Source organism: Microbacterium bovistercoris (assembly GCF_003387575.1).
GTDB classification, from domain to species: domain Bacteria; phylum Actinomycetota; class Actinomycetes; order Actinomycetales; family Microbacteriaceae; genus Microbacterium; species Microbacterium bovistercoris.
The window spans coordinates 40,228-59,796 of sequence record NZ_QUAB01000048.1 but is presented as its reverse complement, the minus strand read 5'-3'; the positions used below and the strand labels follow the sequence as shown (position 1 = coordinate 59,796).

19 protein-coding genes are annotated in these 19,569 nt (G+C 69.2%); 13 read left to right on the top strand and 6 right to left on the bottom strand.

The annotated features are described in order from the left end of the window. Positions 1-103 precede the first annotated feature (103 nt). From DY023_RS16355 to DY023_RS16325, 7 genes are all read left to right on the top strand, one after another. Positions 104-1,393 carry an ABC transporter substrate-binding protein gene (locus DY023_RS16355; RefSeq protein ID WP_116243414.1) on the top strand — a complete coding sequence of 430 codons (1,290 nt, stop codon included), beginning with the start codon at positions 104-106 and terminating at the stop codon, positions 1,391-1,393. Positions 1,394-1,421: 28 nt separating this feature from the next. Continuing rightward, the gene (locus DY023_RS16350) at positions 1,422-2,369 is read left to right on the top strand and encodes a carbohydrate ABC transporter permease (RefSeq protein ID WP_116243413.1); all 948 of its coding nucleotides are present in this window, start codon (positions 1,422-1,424) and stop codon (positions 2,367-2,369) included. Continuing rightward, positions 2,366-3,325 (top strand): carbohydrate ABC transporter permease, encoded by a 960-nt coding sequence (locus tag DY023_RS16345; protein ID WP_245958750.1) that lies wholly within the window; start codon positions 2,366-2,368, stop codon positions 3,323-3,325. Before DY023_RS16350 ends, DY023_RS16345 begins: the two co-directional genes overlap by 4 nt. Further along, complete coding sequence (locus DY023_RS16340) at positions 3,322-4,776, top strand: family 20 glycosylhydrolase (RefSeq protein WP_116243412.1); 1,455 nt, start codon at positions 3,322-3,324, stop codon at positions 4,774-4,776. The genes DY023_RS16345 and DY023_RS16340 overlap by 4 nt, the downstream gene beginning before the upstream one ends. Before the next feature lie 43 nt (positions 4,777-4,819). Next, positions 4,820-6,085, top strand: a complete 1,266-nt coding sequence (locus DY023_RS16335; protein ID WP_181905878.1) for an EndoS/ChiA family endoglycosidase — start codon at positions 4,820-4,822, stop codon at positions 6,083-6,085. A gap of 106 nt (positions 6,086-6,191) precedes the next feature. Then, complete coding sequence (locus DY023_RS16330; protein ID WP_116243411.1) at positions 6,192-6,668, top strand: adenylyltransferase/cytidyltransferase family protein; 477 nt, start codon at positions 6,192-6,194, stop codon at positions 6,666-6,668. Between the two features lie 17 nt (positions 6,669-6,685). Continuing rightward, positions 6,686-7,972 carry an alpha-L-fucosidase gene (locus tag DY023_RS16325; protein WP_116243410.1) on the top strand — a complete coding sequence of 429 codons (1,287 nt, stop codon included), beginning with the start codon at positions 6,686-6,688 and terminating at the stop codon, positions 7,970-7,972. On the opposite strand, the gene DY023_RS16320 is transcribed toward DY023_RS16325, so the two are convergent. After that, on the bottom strand, positions 7,973-8,911 hold the full coding sequence (locus DY023_RS16320) for an Lrp/AsnC family transcriptional regulator (RefSeq protein WP_116243409.1): 939 nt from the start codon (positions 8,909-8,911) through the stop codon (positions 7,973-7,975). Positions 8,912-9,157: 246 nt separating this feature from the next. Here DY023_RS16320 and DY023_RS16315 point away from each other — a divergent pair, with 246 nt between their 5' ends. Genes DY023_RS16315 through DY023_RS16295 form a run of 5 tightly spaced genes read left to right on the top strand, consistent with a single transcriptional unit; the run spans position 9,158 to position 15,805 of the window. Next, positions 9,158-10,510: an MFS transporter gene (locus DY023_RS16315; protein WP_116243408.1), complete on the top strand. Its 1,353-nt coding sequence runs from the start codon at positions 9,158-9,160 to the stop codon at positions 10,508-10,510. 3 nt (positions 10,511-10,513) lie between these two features. After that, the gene (locus tag DY023_RS16310) at positions 10,514-12,187 is read left to right on the top strand and encodes an amidohydrolase (protein ID WP_116243407.1); all 1,674 of its coding nucleotides are present in this window, start codon (positions 10,514-10,516) and stop codon (positions 12,185-12,187) included. Further along, positions 12,184-13,803: a thiamine pyrophosphate-binding protein gene (locus tag DY023_RS16305; protein ID WP_116243406.1), complete on the top strand. Its 1,620-nt coding sequence runs from the start codon at positions 12,184-12,186 to the stop codon at positions 13,801-13,803. Before DY023_RS16310 ends, DY023_RS16305 begins: the two co-directional genes overlap by 4 nt. Positions 13,804-13,817: 14 nt before the next feature. Beyond that, positions 13,818-14,780: an agmatinase gene (gene speB / locus DY023_RS16300; RefSeq protein WP_116243405.1), complete on the top strand. Its 963-nt coding sequence runs from the start codon at positions 13,818-13,820 to the stop codon at positions 14,778-14,780. Positions 14,781-14,800: 20 nt separating this feature from the next. After that, on the top strand, positions 14,801-15,805 hold the full coding sequence (locus tag DY023_RS16295) for a C-terminal binding protein (RefSeq protein WP_116243404.1): 1,005 nt from the start codon (positions 14,801-14,803) through the stop codon (positions 15,803-15,805). On the opposite strand, the gene DY023_RS16290 is transcribed toward DY023_RS16295, so the two are convergent. Together DY023_RS16290 and DY023_RS16285 are read right to left on the bottom strand one after the other, a co-directional pair. Then, positions 15,795-16,217, bottom strand: coding sequence for a DUF1801 domain-containing protein (locus tag DY023_RS16290; protein ID WP_116243403.1), 423 nt, complete (start codon positions 16,215-16,217; stop codon positions 15,795-15,797). The two genes, DY023_RS16295 and DY023_RS16290, sit on opposite strands and share 11 nt — an antisense overlap. Further along, the gene (locus DY023_RS16285) at positions 16,214-16,786 is read right to left on the bottom strand and encodes an HhH-GPD-type base excision DNA repair protein (RefSeq protein ID WP_116243402.1); all 573 of its coding nucleotides are present in this window, start codon (positions 16,784-16,786) and stop codon (positions 16,214-16,216) included. The genes DY023_RS16290 and DY023_RS16285 overlap by 4 nt, the downstream gene beginning before the upstream one ends. 77 nt (positions 16,787-16,863) lie before the next feature. Here DY023_RS16285 and DY023_RS16280 point away from each other — a divergent pair, with 77 nt between their 5' ends. Further along, the gene (locus DY023_RS16280; RefSeq protein WP_116243401.1) at positions 16,864-17,424 is read left to right on the top strand and encodes a dihydrofolate reductase family protein; all 561 of its coding nucleotides are present in this window, start codon (positions 16,864-16,866) and stop codon (positions 17,422-17,424) included. Here the strand turns inward: DY023_RS16280 and arr are convergent. The 3 genes from arr to DY023_RS16265 form a co-directional block, all read right to left on the bottom strand. Then, positions 17,421-17,831: an NAD(+)--rifampin ADP-ribosyltransferase gene (gene arr / locus DY023_RS16275; protein WP_116243400.1), complete on the bottom strand. Its 411-nt coding sequence runs from the start codon at positions 17,829-17,831 to the stop codon at positions 17,421-17,423. The two genes, DY023_RS16280 and arr, sit on opposite strands and share 4 nt — an antisense overlap. 15 nt (positions 17,832-17,846) lie before the next feature. Continuing rightward, entirely contained in the window at positions 17,847-18,086 is a 240-nt protein-coding gene (locus DY023_RS16270) for an SNF7 family protein (RefSeq protein ID WP_245958749.1), read from the bottom strand. A gap of 150 nt (positions 18,087-18,236) precedes the next feature. Beyond that, positions 18,237-19,526 (bottom strand): glutamyl-tRNA reductase, encoded by a 1,290-nt coding sequence (locus DY023_RS16265; protein ID WP_116243399.1) that lies wholly within the window; start codon positions 19,524-19,526, stop codon positions 18,237-18,239. Positions 19,527-19,569 lie beyond the last annotated feature (43 nt).

Below are 19,569 nucleotides of genomic sequence, written 5' to 3'. Positions count from 1 at the left end.
CTCGGTAGACGTTGTGTCATACTTACCGTACTATATCGCTTTAGTAAAGGATGCCGGAGCGCGACTGCGACGGGGTCCTCGGCCACTTCGAAGGAGAATGCCCATGAAGATCCGATCGATTCTCGCCGCGGGTGTCGCGGCGTCGGTCGCCGTCGTCCTCGCCGGTTGCACCGGTGGCGGCGCCCCGCAGAGCGGTGGCTCGACGGACGGCGAGATCACGGGGAACATCACGTTCCAGACGTGGTCGCTGAAGAACGACAAGTTCACCCCGTACTTCGAGGACGTCATCGCGGCGTTCGAGAAGGAGCACGAGGGCGTGAAGGTCAACTGGATCGACCAGCCGGCCGACGGCTACGAGGACAAGATCCTGCAGCAGGCCGAGTCCGGCGAACTGCCCGACGTCGTCAACCTGCCTCCGGAATTCGCCGCTGAACTGGCCAAGGTCGGCCAGCTTGTCGACCTGAAGAAGGACTCCGAGGTGCTCGGCGACTACGTCGAGGGCGGTGTCGAGGGCTACAGCTACGACGGTCTCGAGGGCACGTACGCGTTCCCCTGGTACCTGGGCACCAACCTGAACTACTGGAACATGGAGTTGCTCGGCAAGGCCGGCATCACCGCTCCGCCGGCCGACTTCGCCACGACGCTCGACGACGCGGACAAGCTCGCCGCGGCCGGTGTGCAGACCATGTCGGACATCCCCGACGTCAAGGCGCTGCAGTGGATGGTCTCGGACATGGGCGGGGAGTACCCCTTCCAGAAGGACGGCGAGTTCGTCTTCGACACCCCCGAGGCTGAGAAGATCATCGAGCGCTACGCGGCGCTCTACAAGGCCGGCGGCGTGAGCCCTGAAGCGCTTCAGGGCGCGGGTGAGGCGAACAACAACGTCAACAACTTCAACAAGGGCACCGTGGCGTGGACCACCGCCGGCCCGAACTACATCGACAAGAACCTCGCGGTCAACGCCCCGACCCTGCTGCCGAACGTCAAGGTGAGCGGCGGCTTCGGCGACGCTCCGCTGTTCCTGCAGGGCATCGGCGTCTCGTCGCAGTCGAAGAACGCCGCGACCGCGCTGGCCTTCGCCGAGTTCGTCACGAACACCCCGAACCAGATCGAGTTCGTCAAGCTGGCCGCCGGCTTCTTCCCCGGCACCAAGGAGGCGAACGCCGACCCGTCGAAGTTCGCCGAGACCGCGCAGAACCCCGAGCAGGCTGAGGCGACGAAGTACGCGGCCGAGCAGATGGACGCCGCGCGCATCCCGGGTGCCCCCGGCTTCACCGAGGCGATGAACACCTACGCCAAGCAGCAGATCGCGCTCGCGGTCCGCGGTGACATCTCGGCGAAGGAGGCCCTGACCAAGGGGCAGGACTACGCCAACGAGAACGTCACCGAGTAAACCGACGTGAAGCGGAGAGGGTGAGCTGATGAGACGACAGCGCTGGTACACGCCGTACCTCCTGGTACTGCCCGGCGTGATCTGGGTCCTGGTGTTCGCACTGTGGCCGTTCCTGAACACGGTGTTCCTCGCATTCACCGATGCTCGCCCTCTCCGTCCCGTCCAGTTCGTCGGACTGGACAACTTCGCCAAGCTCGGCACCGATGAGCGCTTCGGCTTCGCTCTGACGACCTCGCTCGTCTACGTCGTGGTCTGCGTGCCGCTGCTGACGTTCATCCCGCTGCTGCTGGCACTGCTCGTGCACCGCAAGATCCCGGCGATCGGGTTCTTCCGCACGACCTTCTACTTCCCGGTGATCGCCTCGGCCGTCGTGGTCGCGATCGTCTGGGAGTTCCTCTTCTCCAGCACAGGCACCATCAACTCGGCGCTGAAGTTCTTCGGCCTCGCCGACCGGCCGATCGAGTTCCTCTCCGATCGCTGGCTGCTGATCTTCTGCGCCATCGGCCTGACGGTCTGGAAGGGCCTCGGCTACTACATGGTCGTCTACCTCGCCGCGCTCGGGAACGTGGGGCGCGAGCTGCACGAGGCGGCTGCGATGGACGGCGCCGGCGCCTGGCGCCGATTCTGGTCGGTCACGGTTCCCGGCGTGCGCGGCCCGATGATGCTCGTCTCGGTGCTGATCTGCGTGGCCGCCGTCCGCGTGTTCACCGAGCTGTACGTGCTCTCGCACGGCTCCGGCGGGCCGGGCGGCCAGTCGATGAGCATGGTGATGCTCATCCAGTCGATGGGCAAGGGCCTGAACGGTCAGATCGGCTACGCCTCGGCGATCTCGATCGTGCTGTTCCTGCTGACCCTGGTGCCGCTGCTCGTGGTCGGCATCGCCAACAACGGCGATGTCCTGAAGGAGATGGCGACGAATCGCCGCGTGCGCCGTGCGCAGCGCGCCGCGAAGCGCGCTGAGGAGGTGTCGGCATGAGCCTGATGGGTTCCCGCGAGAACGCGGCACTGCTGGAGCAGACCGAGAACGCCGTGCGGAAGGGACGCGCCCCGCGCGAGCCCCGGCACCGCGAGAAGCCCTATCGCACCAAGGGCTCCGCCGACATCCTGAAGCCGTCGCTCGGCGGCCTGATCGGCAAGTACGCGCTGCTGCTGGCCATCTTCGTCATCATGGTCTTCCCGTTCGTGTGGCAGTTGTCCACCTCGTTCAAGGGCAACGCCGAAGACATCTACTCGTTCCCGCCCTCGCTCATCCCGAGCGCACCCAACTGGGACAACTACGCCGAGGTGTTCCGCACCATTCCGGTGCTCGACTACGCCCGCAACTCACTGCTCATCGGCGTCGGCACCGTGATCACGAACGTGATCTTCGCCACTCTGGGCGGCTATGCGCTCGGCTGCCTGAAGTTCCGCGGCAAGGGCATCGTCATGGCGATCTTCTTCTCCACACTGCTGCTCCCCGGCGAGGTCACACTGACCAGCCAGTACCTCACGGTCAAGTCGCTGGGACTCGCGAACACCCTGTGGGGCGTGTTCCTGCCTGGGGCGATCGCAGCGATCAACGTGCTGCTGATGGCGGCCGCGTGCCGCATGATCCCGGCGGACACGCTCGACGCGGCCACCATCGACGGCGCGAACACCCTGCAGCGCTTGCGTCACATCGTCTGGCCGAACATCCGCGGCATGGTCTCGGTGGTCGCCCTGTTCGCGTTCATCGGATCGTGGGACGAGTTCCTCTGGCCTCTCGTGGTCCTGTCCGATCCCGCGAACTACACGCTGACCGTCGGCATGGACTACCTGAACTCCACGTTCGGGCAGAACCCGCGCGTGATCGCGGCGGGAACGATGATCGCCCTGGTGCCGATCATCATCCTGTTCGCTGTGCTGCAGAAGCAGTTCTTCAAGGGCGTCGAAGAGGGCAGCGTCAAGGGATGATCTGGTCGGCACTGCCACAACCTGCGAAGGCCGACCTGACCACCGGCACCTGGCGCCCGGCATCCGCGCGGGTCATCGCCGCGGACGCAGCCTTCGCCCACGAGGCGGAGCGCCTGCAGTCCGACCTCGCCGCCCTCGACATCCCCGAGGGCGGCGAGGCCCGCATCCTGATCGGTCCGGCCGATCTTGTCGGTGAGGCGTACGAGATCGTCGTCGGCGACGACGTCGAGATCCGCGTCGCGACGCCGGTCGGCGCCTTCCGCGCCACCCGCCAGCTGCTGCACAACCTGCGCGCGCAGGGTGCCGTCCCGCGCGGCTCGGTCGCAGGCGTCCCGGCCGTCGCCGAGCGCGGCATCCATCTCGACGCTGCGCGCAAGTACTATCCGGCCGACTGGATCATCGCGATGCTGCGGGATGCGGCCGACGTGGGCATCAACGTCTTCCAGTGGCACTTCTCCGAGAACGAGGGGTTCCGCCTGGAGTCGGCGGCGTTCCCCGAGGTTGTCTCCGACGAGCACATCACCAGCGCCGAGGCCGCGCAGATCGTCGACATCGCGCGCGATCTGCACATCGACGTGGTCCCGTCGCTGGACATGCCCGGTCACCTGAGGCAGGTGCTGGCGCAGCATCCGGATCTTCGCCTGCCGCCGGGCACGGATCCGGACGACCCGGCGGAGGCCGGGATCATCGGAACGGATCACGCGCTCGACATCACCCGGCCCGAGGCGCTCGAGTTCGCGAAGCGCCTGATCGACGACATGGTGCCGGTGTTCCCGCACAGCACGAAATGGAATCTCGGCGGCGACGAGTTCGTCGCCTTCGAGCGCATCGAGGACTACCCCGCACTGACAGATGCCGCGCACGAGCGCTTCGGCGCCGAGGGCACCGGCTTCGACCTGCTCACCGACTTCGTGAACGAGATCGCCGCGCACCTGCGTGTGCACGGCCTGCAGCCGCGGGTGTGGAACGACGGGATGCTGCGCAGTGCGCAGGTGCCGCTCGACCCGGAGGTCGTGCTGACCTGGTGGACCAACTGGCACGCGGGTATGCGCCCGGTGTCCGAGGCGATCGCCGCGGGGCACCGCATCGTCAACGTGAACGACAACCTCTTCTATTACGTGCTCGGCGAGAACGCCGGCTACCGGTATCCGACCGCGGAGCGCATCTGGGAGGCGGACTGGCATCCGGGCCTCTTCCCGCGGCTGTGGGGCCCTGACGGCCAGGGCACGGTGCGGCAGGAGATCGTCGCCCCGTACCCGGAGCTGCTGCTCGGATGCTCGTTCGCGATCTGGTCCGACAAGGGCGGTCCGCAGACCGTGGAAGAGGTCGCCGCCGGCATCCGTGCGCCGCTGCGCGCGATGGCCGAGCGGGCCTGGAACGGCGGCAGTGCGCTGTCGCTGTCGGAGTTCACGGCGCTGGACGCCGCCATAGACGAAGCGCGGGGCTCATAGGGGCGGGCGTGGGAACCCCCTCCACTCGAAGGAGAGATGAAGGATGAGACGAACGACAGCGGCACTGAGCATCGGAGTGCTTCTCAGCGGACTCGCCGCTTTCGGCGGCAACTCCGCCATGGCCGACGAGACGACGACGCAGGAAGCCGTCGGGAACACCTCTCAGTGCACCGCCGATCCGCTGGTCATGGCGTACTACCGCACCTGGCGCGACGTCACGGTGCCGCACGACGCCAACTCGAACCTGCCGTACCCGAACGTCACGAAGATGACCGATCTCCCGGCTGAGATCGACGTGGCGATGGTCTTCGACGCAGGCAAGACCGCCGACACCGACTACTGGGCGACGTTGCGTGACGAGTACGTGCCGACGCTGCACGAGCGGGGCACCCGGGTGGTTTACACGCTGTGGATCGACAGGCTCGCGAAGGCCGACATCCCGCTCACCGACGAGGCCTACAAGGAGTACGCGCAGCAGCTGGTCGACACGTACGTCACGCCCTACGGGCTCGACGGCATCGACATCGACGTGGAGTCGTATCCCACCGGGGACGACCTGACCCGCGCGATCGGCGTCTTCAACGCGCTCGGCGACATCATCGGCCCGAAGTCGGGTACCGACAAGCTGTTCATCTTCGACACCAACCAGACCGGCAGCACGCCGCTGTTCGAGGCCGTGTCCGACAACGTGTCGTTCGTGCTGCTGCAGGCGTACGGCCGGGATGCGAGCAGGATGCAGAGCACCTGGGCGACGTTCGCGGACGACATCGCGCCGTGCCAGTTCCTGCCCGGCTTCTCGTTCCCCGAGGAGCAGGACCGCACGCACTGGGGTGATGCGGAGGGCATCTACGACCCCGCGACCGCGCCGTCGTACCTCGCGCACAAGTACGCGACGTGGCAGCCGGAGGGTGGCACCAAGGGCGGCTTCTTCGCCTACGCAGTCGACCGCGACGGCAAGGTCTGGGGTGACGACACCATCACGGCGAGCTCCTTCACCTGGATGAAGAACCTCGCGGCCGTGCAGGACGACGCGGCCGGCGTCGCGCCGAAACCGACCACGGCGACGCTCGGCGGGGACCGCGTGACGATCAGCGGTGTCGGGGCGCCGGGGGCCGAGGTCTCCGTGACCGCTGCAGGTCCTGGGCTGCGCCCGTCGGATGCCACGACCACGGCTGCCGTGGACGGCAGCTGGTCGATCACGCTCGACCGCAAACTGACGCTGCCGCAGACCGCCACGGTCACGCAGAAGCTGCCGCACACGGGCCCGTCGGCCCCGACCGAGGTCGCCTTCCGCCCGATGGCGGGCTGAGCCCCGCAGCCAGGACGACGCTGTTCCCCGGGCGGGGCAACCGCCCGGGGAACAGCGTCACAGGGCCCCGCCGGTAGAATCGATCACTGCCGACCAAGGAGGCGCAATGGGGCAGGAAGCCGCGAAGAAGCATCAGGACTACAACCCGGGACCGCGGGTGGGGATCACGTTCTCGACGTTCGATCTGCTGCACGCCGGGCACATCATGATGCTCGCCGAGGCCAAGCGCCAGTGCGACTACCTGATCTGCGGCCTGCAGATGGACCCGACGCTGGACCGCCCCGAGAAGAACGCGCCGACCCAGACCGTGGTCGAGCGCTACATCCAGCTGCGCGGCTGTGAGTACGTCGACGAGATCGTGCCCTACTCGACCGAGCAGGACCTCGAGGACATCCTGCGCTCCTTCAAGCTCGACGTGCGCATCGTCGGAGACGAGTACCAGGACCGTGACTTCACCGGTCGCGAGTACTGCGAGGAGGCCGGCATCGAGCTGTACTTCAACAGCCGCAACCACCGGTTCTCCAGCTCCGGGCTGCGCAAGATCGTCGCCGCCAAAGAGGCCGAGCGCATCGCGCGCGCCTGAGCCCTGATCCGCAGCCCATGGCACGGCCGATATCCGCGGAGACGGCCGCGCTGCATCCGACTCCCGCGCAGCTGCGCTGGCAGCGGGCCGGTGTCGCGGTGTTCTTCCACTTCGGGCTGAACACCTTCGCCGGAGTGGAATGGAGCGACGGCACGCTGCCGGCATCCTCCTTCGACCCGGCCGAGCTCGACGCCCGCCAGTGGGTCGAGGCCGCGCGGATCGCCGGCGCGCAGCACGTCGTGCTGACCGCCAAGCACCACGACGGCTTCTGCCTGTGGCCGACCGCGACCACCGACTACTCCGTGGCATCCAGCCCCTGGCGGGACGGCCGCGGCGACGTGGTGCGCGTGCTCGCCGAGGCGTGCGCCGAGGCGGGGATGGGTTTCGGGCTCTACCTCTCGCCCTGGGACCGCAATGCGGAGTGCTACCCGGATGCCGCCGCCTATGACGACTTCTACTGCGCGCAGCTCACCGAGCTGTGCACCGGATATGGCGAGCTGGTCGAGGTGTGGTTCGACGGTGCAGGGTCGGCCGGTCGCGAGTACGACTGGGAGCGCATCACGGGCATCGTCCGCGAGCACCAGCCCGGCGCGGTGATCTTCAACATGGGCGATCCCGACATCCGCTGGGTGGGCAACGAGGACGGCCTGGCCGAGGACCCGGTGCTGTACGTGTCGGACTGGACGCCCAACGATGTGCACACCGAGGCGGTGCTCGGGTTCGAGCCGCGCTACCTGCCGCCGGAGTGCGACGTGTCGCTGCGCCACGGATGGTTCTGGCATCCGCACGACCGGCCCAAGACGCTCGACCACCTGCTGGCGATCCACTACCGCTCGCTGGGACTCGGCGCGAACCTGCTGCTGAACGTGCCGCCGGACCGGGACGGGCGGATCGCCGCCGACGACGTGGCGCGGCTCGAGGACTACGCCGCCGAGATCGACCGTCGGTTCGGGCAGCCGTTCGATGCCGCGCTGCAGAGGGCCGGTGACGCGGTGTGGGAGGCGACGTTCCCGGAGGACGTCGAGCTCGACCACCTCGAACTGGTCGAGGACCTGACCGCCGGCCAGCGCATCTCGGGGCACCGCGTCTTCGCGGACGGCGACCTGCTCTGCGAGGGACGGACGGTCGGCATCCGGAGGCTGCATCTGTTCGGTGCGCGCCGGCTGCGGAGCATCCGGATCGAACTCGACGGACCCGGACCCGTGCTCGCCGGGGCGCGCGGATTCCGGGCCGGCGTCGAGACCGCCCCCGTCCTGCCCTCGGTCGAGGACTACCGGGACGGCACCGAGATCATCATGATGTGATCAGGCGAGGACGCGCCCGAGCGATCGGGCGTAATCCTCCTTGATCACGTCGAGGTGCGTCCAGGTCTCGAGTCCGCCGACCTGGGGCAGCGCGCGGATCTCCTCGAGCACGGTGAGGGCGCCGGCCGTCGAGGACGCGCCGATCGTGACGATGAAGTCGTAGCTGCCGTGCGTGCGCGCGGCGAATTCGATGACGGGCGAGTCGAGGATGTATTGCCGGACCGGCTCGGCGTCGTCGCTCAATGTGATCCCGACGCCCACGGCCACACGGTTGCGGGACAGGCCGCCCGAGGGGATCGCCGAGATGCGGATCACGCCCGCGTCGATGAGCCGGCGCACGCGGGAGCGGGCTGATGACGGCGACAGGTGCACCGCGTCGGCCAGGGCACGGTAGCTCTCCCTCCCGTCACCCTGCAGGGCCGAGATGAGCAGGTGGTCGAGTTCGTCGAGGGCGATCTCGGTGCGCGACTCGGCGACGAAGAAGCCCTTGAGAACCTCGGCATAGGTGGTCACCCGCACCTGCCGCACGGCGGAGATGCGCCGTACGCGGTCGAGCATCTCGTGCAGGCGGGCGTCGTCACCGTGCCGCGACTCGAACACCAGCGGGTGCGCCCCGCTCACCATCGAGACGAAGACGGCGTCATCGATCCGCGCGATCTCGTCCGCCACGGGACGGGCGGGTCCGCTGACGGTGACCATGGCGTGCACGAGCACGTGATGGCCCGCGAACCCGGGATCCAGGGCGGCGATGACACGCAGACCGCCGTGCTCGATGAGCCGGTGCAGACGCTGCGAGACGTAGTCGCGCGGGGCGTCGAGCCGCTGCGCCAGATCCTGGATGCTGGCACGGCCGTTCTGCTGCAGCGCGTGGATGAGGCGTCCGTCCAGGTCGTCGACGTCGCGGTCGATGCGCCGCGGGGTGGTGCTGTCTGCGGTCATGAGGCTCCCTTGACGCAGGACTTCTCGAAATCGGGCGAAGTAGCCGGATCTGCACCGCATGGACCGCAGATCGACTGCCCGAGCACCGATGCTACCGGCGTATGGCGCGATTGCGTCGCTATTCAGCCGCATATCGTCGGCTGTCTGTGCTGTTCCGTTGAGCATCTGCCTCGCGATCGTCCTATAGTCGGCACAGCCCGAAGGACTTTCCCCCGTCTACCCGCCCACAGAGCAAGGGAGCCCTGTATGTCCGCCTCAACCGCCAGCCCGCAGGCACCGTCGCACCGACGTGCCCTCCGCGCCGGCTTCGCCGCCATGGCCGGCACGTCGATCGAGTGGTACGACTTCTACGTCTACGCCACCGCCGCAGCCCTCGTCTTCCCGCAGGTGTTCTTCCCCGAGGTCGACCGGGTGCTGGGCACCCTGGCCTCGTTCGGCACCTACGCGGTCGCCTTCTTCATGCGCCCCCTCGGCGGCATCATCTTCGGCCACATCGGCGACAAGTTCGGCCGCAAGCCCGCGCTCACCGTCACCCTGCTGATGATGGGCATCGCCACCGTGCTGGTCGGATGCCTGCCCGGCTACGCCGCCATCGGCATCACCGCACCGATCCTGCTCGTGCTCCTGCGCATGGTGCAGGGACTCGCCGTCGGCGGCGAGTGGGGCGGCGCCAGCCTGATGTCGGTCGAGTCCGCGCCCCCGAAGTACAAGGTGTTCTACGGCGGCTTCACCCAGGTCGGCAACCCGCTCGGCGCGATGCTCGCGACCGGCGCCTTCTGGGCGCTCTCCGCGGCCGGCGACGAAGCACTGGTCTCGTGGGGCTGGCGCATCCCGTTCCTGGCCAGCATCGTGCTGATCGGCGTCGGCTTCTGGGTGCGCTACCGCGTCGAGGAGACCCCGGTCTTCGAAGCGAAGATCGAGGGCCACAAGCAGTCCACTCCGATCGTCTTCGCGATCAGGAACAACTGGTGGCCGATGCTGCTCGGCTTCTGCATCATCGCGATGTCCTCCGGCGGCTATGTGATCGCCACGACCTTCGTGCAGAACTTCGCGACGGATCCCGCGGTGGGCCTGGATGCCTCCGTCATCCTCGGCGCCATGACCATCGCCTCCCTCGTCGAGATGATCATCACGCTGCCGCTGGCCTGGCTCGGCGACAAGTGGGGCAGCAAGACCCTCATCTACCTGGGCGCCGTCGGTTCCGTCGTGGTGTTCGTGCCGCTCGTGCTCGTGATCCAGGGCCACCAGGTCGCGATGATCTACCTGCTGGCCTCGCTGCTGCGCATCACCCTCAGCGGTGCCTGGGCTCCGCTGTCCACGCTGATGGCGCAGATGTTCCGGCCGCAGGCGCGGTACACCTCGATGTCGCTGTCGTACGGCATCGGCGCCGCGGTGTGGGGCGGTCTCTCGCCGGCGATCGCGACGGCGCTCATCGCGGCCACCGGCACCTTCTGGTCGGCCGTGGTGTTCTTCGGGGTGCTGTGCGCGCTCGCCGTGTTCGGCGCCTACTTCGCCCCGCAGCACTCCGACAACGCCCCGGTCACCGAATCGCTGACGGCCCGCGGCACCACCGCGATCCCCACCACCCCGAAGGACTGAAAGATGCGCCGACTGGCCACCTACGATTCCCGCGACGCGGCGGCGACGATCATCACCGCGAAGACCATCCGCACCGTCGACGAGCAGCGCCCGCAGGCCGAGGCGATGCTCATCGCCGGAGGCAGGATCCTCGCGGTGGGCACGATCGCCGAGGTCGAGTCCGCGGCCGCGGAGGCCGGTCTGCAGCCCGTGCGCGTCGACCGGCCGGAGGCGACGATCGTCCCCGGCTTCGTCGACGCGCACGCGCACCCCCTGATGTACGGGCAGATGCTCACCTGGGTCGACATCGGCCCCGACAAGGCCGGCTCCATCCCCGAGATCGTCGAGCTGATGACCGCACGGGCCGCGACGATGCCGGAGGGCGCGCCGCTGCGCGGATACGGCTACGAGCAGCGAAACCTCGCCGAGCGCCGGCACCCCACCCGGCACGAGCTCGACCAGGTCGCCACCGACCGTGAGGTGTACATCATGAACGCCTCGGGCCACGGCGGCGTGGTGAACAGCTTCACGCTGGAGAAGTACGGCATCACCCGCGACACCCCGAATCCCGAGGGCGGCGAGTTCTTCCGCGACGCCGACGGCGAGCTCACCGGTGAGCTGTCGGATGCCGCGTGCAACGTGCTCACCGGACTGCACGGCGTGAAGGTCGGGCACCACGGCCCGAACTTCCACCTGGGCGACGAGCCCGCCGAGCACCAGCGTCAGCTCGACGCGGTGCAGCGCGAGTTCCTGGCCGGCGGTGTCACCACGATCGGCGACGCCCAGGTGTCGCAGCGCGAGTTCGCCGCCTACCTCGCGCTCGCCGACCGCGGCGCGCTCGACATGCGGGTCTCGATGTACTTCCTCTCGCACCTGCTCGATCAGGTGATCGACCTCGGCCTCACCGGCCCGTTCGGCAACGCGTTCCTCTCCGCCGCAGGCATCAAGCTCTACGCCGACGGCACGCTGGGCGGCTGGACCGCGTACTTCCCCGAGGGGTACGTCGGTGATCCGTGCCGCACCGGGCAGCTCTACCACCAGCCGGAGGAGTACGCCGGTCTCGTGAAGAAGGCGCACCTCGCGGGGCTGCAGACCGCCACGCACGCGCAGTCGCCCACCGCGATCAAGATGGTCGTTGACGCACTGGAGCAGGCGCTCGCTGCCCGCCCCGACGCCGACGCCCGGCACCGCATCGAGCACTGCGGTCTGCCCGACCCGGCGGAGATCCCGCGGATGGCCGAGCTCGGCATCCGTCCGGTGAACCAGACCCAGCACTACTACAACTGGGGCGAGGGTGTGGAGCAGGCCATCGGCACCCCCGGCGAGCGGTTCAACCCGCTGGGCGAATTCCTCGCGGCGGGCGTGCCCGTCACGATCTCGTCGGATGCTCCGGTCGCCGAGCCCCGTCCGCTCGAGGCGATCCAGGCCGCCGTGACCCGGGTCACGCGCCGCGGCCACAAGCTCGGGCCCGACACCCTGCGCATCAGCGCCGAGGAGGCCCTGCGCGGGCACACCCTCGAGGGCGCCGCCTCGCTCGGCCGCGATGACGAGCTCGGGTCGTTGACTCCGGGCAAGCGCGCCGACTTCGTCGTCCTGGGCGCCGATCCGCTCGAGACCGAGGGGGCCGAGATCTCCGGCATCCCGGTGCGCGAGACCTGGGTCGACGGCGTCGTGAAGCATCAGGTCCAGGAAGGATGAGCGGCATGGAGACCGTCGCGAAGCGCACCACCGGCTGGGTGGTCATGGAAGCCCTGCGGGGCTACGGCATCGACACGGTGTTCGGCATCCCCGGCACCCACAACCTGGAGTTCTACCGGCCGCTGCCGTCGCTCGGCATCCGCCCGGTGACCACCCGGCACGAGCAGGGCGCCGGCTACGGCGCCGACGGCTGGTCGCTGCAGACCGGGATGCCGGGGGTCGTCGTGACCACGAGCGGCCCCGGCCTGCTGAACGCGCTGTCGGCCGCGGGCACCGCCTACTGCGAGTCGCGGCCGATGATCATCCTCTCGCCCGGCCCCGCGCGCGGCAGCGAGTTCGCCGACGTCGGCACGCTGCACGAGACCAAGGACCAGCTGGCCGCGGCATCCGCCGTGGTGGAGTGGGGCCGCCGCGTCGCCTCCGCCGCCGAAGCGGTGACGGCCGTGCACGACGCCTTCGAACTGTTCGCCACCGGACGCCCGCGACCGGTGTACATCGAGGTGCCGCTGGACCTGCTCGAGGAGGAGGCCGAGGGGATCACGCCCGACGACCTCGCGTCCCGGGTGTTCCCGCCCGCCGCCGCGCCGTCCGATGACGCCGTCACCGAGGCGGCCCGCCTGCTGAACGCGGCATCCGACCCCGTCATCCTCGCGGGAGGCGGGTCACGGCGCGCCGGTGCCGCCCTGCGGGCCGTGGCCGAGCGCCTCGGCGCGCCGGTGGTCACGACCGCGAACGCGAAGGGCGTGCTCGACGAGCATCACCCGCTCTCGCTCGGTGCCAACCTGCGCCTGGCGGCCGCGCGCAACCGCGCCCGCGACGCCGACGTGCTGCTCGTGGTCGGCTCCAAGCTCGGCGAGGCCGAGCTCTGGGTCGACAAGCTCGACGCGCAGGGCACCGTCATCCGCATCGACCTGCTGGCCTCGCAGCTCGACAAGAACCAGAGGGCCGATGTCGGCATCGTCGGCGATGCCGCGGCATCCCTCTCCGCCCTGCTGACCGAGCTGGGCGACGGCACCCCGCGCACCGGCGGCCGCGTCGCAGAGACGCTGGAGGCCGTGCGCGCCGAGGTGCACGAGCTGTCGCCGGTGAACGCGGCGCTCGGCGAGGCCATCGCCGCCGCCCTGCCCGCCGATGCGATCGTCGCCACCGACTCGTCGCAGATCGCGTACTGGGGTCTGATGAACGTGCTGCGGGTGCCGAAGCCCAACTCCATGCCGTACATGGCGACCTATGCCACGCTCGGCTACTCCCTGCCCGCCGCGCTCGGCTCGCGCCTCGGGGATCCCGGCCGTCCGGCGTTCGCGGTGACCGGCGACGGCGCCCTGATGTTCTCGCTGCAGGAGATGATCACCGTGGTCGAGCAGCGCCTCGACGTCACCGTGATCGTCGTCGACAACGGCGGCTACGCCGAGATCCGCCAGAACGAGGCGGATGCCGGGATCGCGCCGATCGGCGTCGACCTCGTGCAGCCCGACTGGGCCGCGCTCGGCACGGCGTTCGGCGGCACCGGTCGTCGGGTCGGCACCGCGGCGGAGCTGCGCGATGCCGTGGCCTCGGCGGTCGACGACGGCGGCCTGCAGATCATCCACATCGACCAGACGACGTTCGCCCTCTGAGACAGGAGCCCTTCATGAGCAGCACACCGATCGGCCCCGCGGACGCGTCGAAGACCCCGCGCTACGCCGGCCTGTCCACCTTCGCCCGTCTGCCCCGCATCGAGGACGTCGGCCAGACCGACATCGCGGTGGTCGGCATCCCCTTCGACAGCGGCGTCAGCTTCCGCCCCGGTGCCCGGTTCGGCCCGGAGCACGTGCGCGCGTCCAGCCGCCTGCTGCGGCCGTACAACCCCGCGCAGGACTTCTCCGGCTGGGAGGCCGTGCAGATGGCGGATGCCGGCGACATCGCCGCCAACCCGTTCAACATCCACACCGCCGTCGAGCAGATCGCCGAGGCCGCGACCGAGCTCGGCGAGCGCGTCGACAGGATCCTCACGATCGGCGGCGACCACACCATCGCCTACCCGCTGCTCAAGGCGATCAGCGCCAAGCACGGTCCCGTCGCCGTCGTGCACTTCGACGCGCACCTCGACACCTGGGACACCTACTTCGACGAGCCGATCACGCACGGAACGCCATTCCGGCGTGCCTCGGAGGACGGCTTCATCGATCGCAGCGCGTCGATGCACGTCGGCACCCGCGGCCCGCTGTACGGCAAGGGCGACCTCGAGGACGACGAGCGCCTCGGCTTCTCGATCATCACCAGCGAGTATGTCGAGGAACACGGCGTTCCCGCCGCGATGGAGCGTCTGCGTCAGCGCATCGGCGACAAGCCTCTGTACCTGTCGATCGACATCGACGTGCTCGACCCTGCGCACGCGCCGGGCACCGGCACCCCCGAGGCGGGCGGGCTCACCAGCAGGGAGCTGCTGCGCATCATCCGCGGTCTCGCCGACCTGAACATCGTGGGCGCCGACGTCGTCGAGGTCGCTCCGGCCTACGACCACGCCCAGATCACGGGCATCGCCGCCAGCCACGTGTCCTACGAGATCCTCACCGCCATGGCGCGCGCGATCGTGCGCGGACGCGGCGAATGAGTTCCGGGAGAGAAACGCAGATGACCGACGCACGACCGCTCGCCGTCTACACCGACGTCGACGACACCGATCCGGCGCCCGGCATCGCGCTGCTGGAGGCGCACGGCTTCGAGGTGCGGGTGCTCGGCACCCGCGACCCGCAGCAGATCATCGAGGGCGCGCGCGACGCCGTCGCGCTGCTGCCGGGCTATGCGTCCGTCACCCGCGAGATGATCGAGCAGCTGCCGAACCTCGAGATCATCGCCCTGATGTCGATGGGCTTCGACTACGTCGACCTCGACGCCGCCACCGAGCACGGCGTGTGGGTGACGAACGTGCCGGGCGCCGCGACCGAGGAGGTCGCCACGCACGCACTGGCGATCATGCTGCACAGCCTGCGCCAGCTGCGCTTCTACCTCGCCAGCGCGAACCCCGCGGATTGGAACGAACGTGCTCCGAAGGCTCCGCCCCGGCTGAGCGAGAGGACGCTCGGGGTCATCGGACTCGGAAAGATCGGCCGCGAGCTCGTCCGTCAGGCGGGACCGCTGTTCGGCCGCGTGCTGGGCTACGACCCGCTGATGCCGGACACCGCGGAGGTGCGCGCCGACCTCGCCGCCCTCGGCGTGCAGCGCACGAGCCTCGAAGACGTGCGGGGTGCGTCCGACGTGCTGTCGCTGCACCTGCCGCTCACACCCGAGACCGAGCGCATGATCGATGCGGAGTTCCTCGCCGCCATGCCGCAGGGCGCGCTGCTGGTGAACGTGTCCCGCGGCGCGCTCATCGACGACGACGCGCTCGCCGCATCCCTCGACGCCGGGCATCTCGGCGGCGCCGCCCTGGACGTGCTCGCCACCGAGCCACCGCAGCAGGGGCATCCGCTCGTCGGCCGCGACGACGTCGTGCTGACGCCGCACATCGCCTACTTCTCGGAGCGCACCGAGATCGAGTACGTGCGCATCCAGGCGCAGAACGCGGTGACGCTGCGCGGGACCGGCACCCCCGACTCGCCGGTCAACCGCCCGGAGGACGCCCGCGTCACCCGGTGACGGTGATCACGGCCTGTTCGCTGCCGCCGTCCTCCGACCAGCGCAGGGATACGGTGAGGATGCCGCGCAGTACGTCGAGGTCGACCTCTTCGAGGTCCTTGATGTACAGGCATCCGACGCCGGTGGTGTGCGCGCCGAGTCTGGAGAGTGCGTCGGCGTACTCGGCGGTCGACTCCAGGTAGATCGTCGACGCGGTCTTGCGCGGGGCGAAAGCCAGCAGCGGCATGTCGCCCTCGGTGCCGGTCGGATAGCGGTAGTGACAGCTGCCGAAGCCGACGATCGTGCCCCACAGCTCCGGCTCGCGGCCGGAGACCTCTTGCAGCAGAGCCGTCAGCGTTTCGGCATCCCTGCGCCGCTTGGCGGGGGTGACGCCCGCCAGGAACGCGGCGACGCTGCCGCCGGTCGGTCTCATTTCGCGGCCTTGGCGGCCGCCTTCATCGCGCGCTTGTGCTCGCGCACCTTCGTCAGCGACTCGGGAGAGACGATGTCGGCGACGCTGCGGAACGACCCCTCCTCGCCGTAGGGGGCGGATGCCTCGCGCCAGCCCTCGCCGGTGAACCCGTACTGCTTGCCGAGCAGTGCCAGGAAGATCTTCGCCTTCTGCTCGCCGAAGCCGGGCAGGGCCTTCAGCCGCTTGAGTACGGTGGGGCCGTCCGGGTCGCCGGAGGTCCACAGCGCCGCGGCATCCCCGCCCCAGTCGTCGACCAGCGTCTGGCACAGCGACTGCACGCGCGTCGCCATCGAACCGGGGAATCGGTGCACCGACGGTGTCTGCTTGAAGGCGGCGAGGAACTCCTCAGGATCCATCGACGCGATCGTGGCGGCATCCGTCGCTCCCGTGCGCTGCTCGATCTTGAGCGGACCCGCGAAGGCGGTCTCCATCGCGACCTGCTGATCCAGCAGCATGCCCACCAGCAGGGCGAGGGGATTCTCGGTCAGCAGCTCGTCTGCGGCGGTGTCTCCGGTGATGTGAAGGGCCATGCCTCCAGTCTCGCACCGCGAGGGGTTACGGCGGGAGCGCGTGCGCGAGAAGATCATCGGAACGAGAGGAGCACCTGATGGGAAGACTCATCTATTCGATGATCACCTCGCTGGACGGATACGCGGAGGCGGAGGAGGGCGGCCTCGGCAGAGCGGCCGACGACCCCGAGGTGCACACGTTCGTGAACGACCTGTTCCGCCCCGTGGGCACGTATCTCTACGGACGCCGGATGTACGAGACGATGGTCTACTGGGAGACGGTCGAACCCGGTCCCGAAGTGCCGCCGCACATCCTGCAGTACGCCGAGGACTGGCGCGCGGCGCAGAAGGTCGTGTACTCCACGACGCTGCCGGCCCCGTCGAGCGAGCGCACGCGCATCGAGCGGTCCTTCGACCCGGATGCGGTGCGTCGCCTCAAAGAGGAGTCCGACCACGATCTCACCGTGGACGGGCCGAACCTCGCCGCGCAGGCGATCCGCGCCGGCCTGGTCGACGACTACCACCTGTTCATCACGACCAGCGTGGTCGGCGGCGGCAAGAGGTTCTTCCCTGACGATGTGCGCCTCGATCTCGACCTCGTCGAGGAGCGGTCGTTCCCGGACAGCGGCGTGCTCTACGCGAGGTACCGGGCGCGCTAATTGATGATCTCGCCGCCGCCCTCGGCGCGCATACGGGCGAGATTGTCGCGCCACGTCTGCAGTGCCTCCGGCGTCAGCCGCGTCCAGTCGTCGACCACCGCGAGCACGCGAAGCGGCTCCGTGCTGCGGTAGGAGCGCGTCGGATTGCCGGGGAACTTCTTGTCGGTGACGTTCGGATCGTTCTCGAAGTCGCCGGTCGGCTCGACGAGGTACACCCGGGGCTCGCCGTCGCCCGCGGCCAGTTCGGCCGCGAGACCGGCTCCGTCACGCAGTGCCGTGAAGTAGATGTGGTTCATCACGACCTCGGGCCGGTAGTTCGAGCGGAACCCCGCGGTGAGCAGGTCACCCGGCTGCAGGTCTGCCTTCGTGCCGTGGAAGAACGGTCCGTCGTCCAGCGTCTCCATCATGTGTGCGGAAGCGGGTCAGAGCCGCTGCAGCTTCGGCAGCGGCCCCTCCAGTCGCGCGACCGCGACCTTGATCTCGCCGAGCTCGGTGTCGATCTTCTCGAACCGGCTGTCGACCTTCTCGAACCGAGCGTCGATCTTCTCGAATCGCGCGTCCAGCGTCCGTGTCTGGTGGGCGAGTAGTGCGGCGGTCGCGACCACGACGCTCACCGCGAAAGCGAAGAGGGCGATGATCATCGCGATCGTGTCCGGCGACATGGTTCCTCCTCGTGCTTCCGGGTGATGGGGCTGGTACGACCGAGCATACGCCGCCTCAGACGGCTCTGAGCCGTCGGGCCGTTGCAGGGCCGAACAAGTGAAGAACTCGCTGGGTTCTCCGTCGTGTGCAGCAGGAGTCGGGCGCGCCGCTCAGGCGGTGGCGGTTCCGGATGCCTCGGATGCCGGATTATCCGGAGTCAGCCCGTACAGCGTCTCGAGCGCGCCCAGGAACTCGTGCGCGCGACCGGCATCGGCCAGGTCGTGCGCCCGCGTCGTGGGGGTGTGCAGCAGCACGCCGGCGAGGTGGCGCATGGACTGTTCGACACGGCCGTCCTCGTCGCCGCGGCGGCGGGCGCGCTCGATCTCGTCCTCGAGCAGGCCGAAGATGTGCGAGCGCAGTGCGACCACGGCGGGAGTGACGCTCTGCCGGGCGCCGACCACGTGGAAGTCGGCGGCTGCGGCGCTCACGATCGAACGCGCGGCATCCGTCGCCTGCAGCTCCTCCAGCGGGGCGTGCAGCCTGATGGTCTCCAGGTCGAGCAGCGCGACGCCCTCGAGCTGCGAGACGGCGGGGTCGACGTTGCGCGGCATCCCCAGGTCGATCACGAGCTGGCCCGGGCCCTGGTGCGCTACCGGACATCCCGCCGCGACGGCGGATACCGGCCGCTGCAGCTGCTCGGTGCCGAGCACGGGTTCGGTCGCGGTCGTGCAGGTGATCAGCAGCGTCGAGCGGCGGGCTTCGGTGGCGTACTCGTCACCGGTGATCGCGCGGATGCCGTGCTTCTTCGCGAACGCCGCGGCCCGGCCGGAGGGGGAGTGCACCGCGATGTCCATCGCGCCGCGCTCGCGCAGCGTCGCAAGGGTGACGGCGGCATAGGCGCCGGTGCCGACCAGCAGAACGCGCTCCGCGCCCCAGTCCGCGATGCGACTGTCGGCCAGCTCCAGCGCGAGGCGCACCAGCGAGCGTCCTGCGCGGGAGAGGGCGGTGTCGTTCTTCACCTTGCGCTGTGCCTGGCTGGCGCGCTGGAACAGGCGCTCGAGCTCGGGGGAGGTGGTGCCGCTCTTGCGGGCGGTGGTGAGCGCCCGGCGCACCTGGCCGGCGATCTCGCCCTCCCCGGAGACGACCGACTCCAGGCCGGATGCGACGGCGAACAGGTGCTCCGGCACACGGCGGTCGGTGAGCACCTGGTAGGAACCGTCCAGGTCCTCCGCGGGGATGCCGGTGGCCGTCACCACCGCATCGCGCACGGCGTCTGCGGCATCCGCCGGTTCAGCGTCGATCTCGACGTACGCCTCGAAACGGTTGCACGTCGCCAAGACGACCGCACCCTGCGCGCCGCCGGCCATCAGAGCGGGGGCGACGGAGTCAGGCGTGCGGCTGAGGCGTTCGAGCAACTCGAAGGAGGCGGTTCGATGACTCGCCGAGACGCAGACCAGCACGGGGGGATTCTACGCCGCCGACCTTTGTGCATCCTGACGCCCG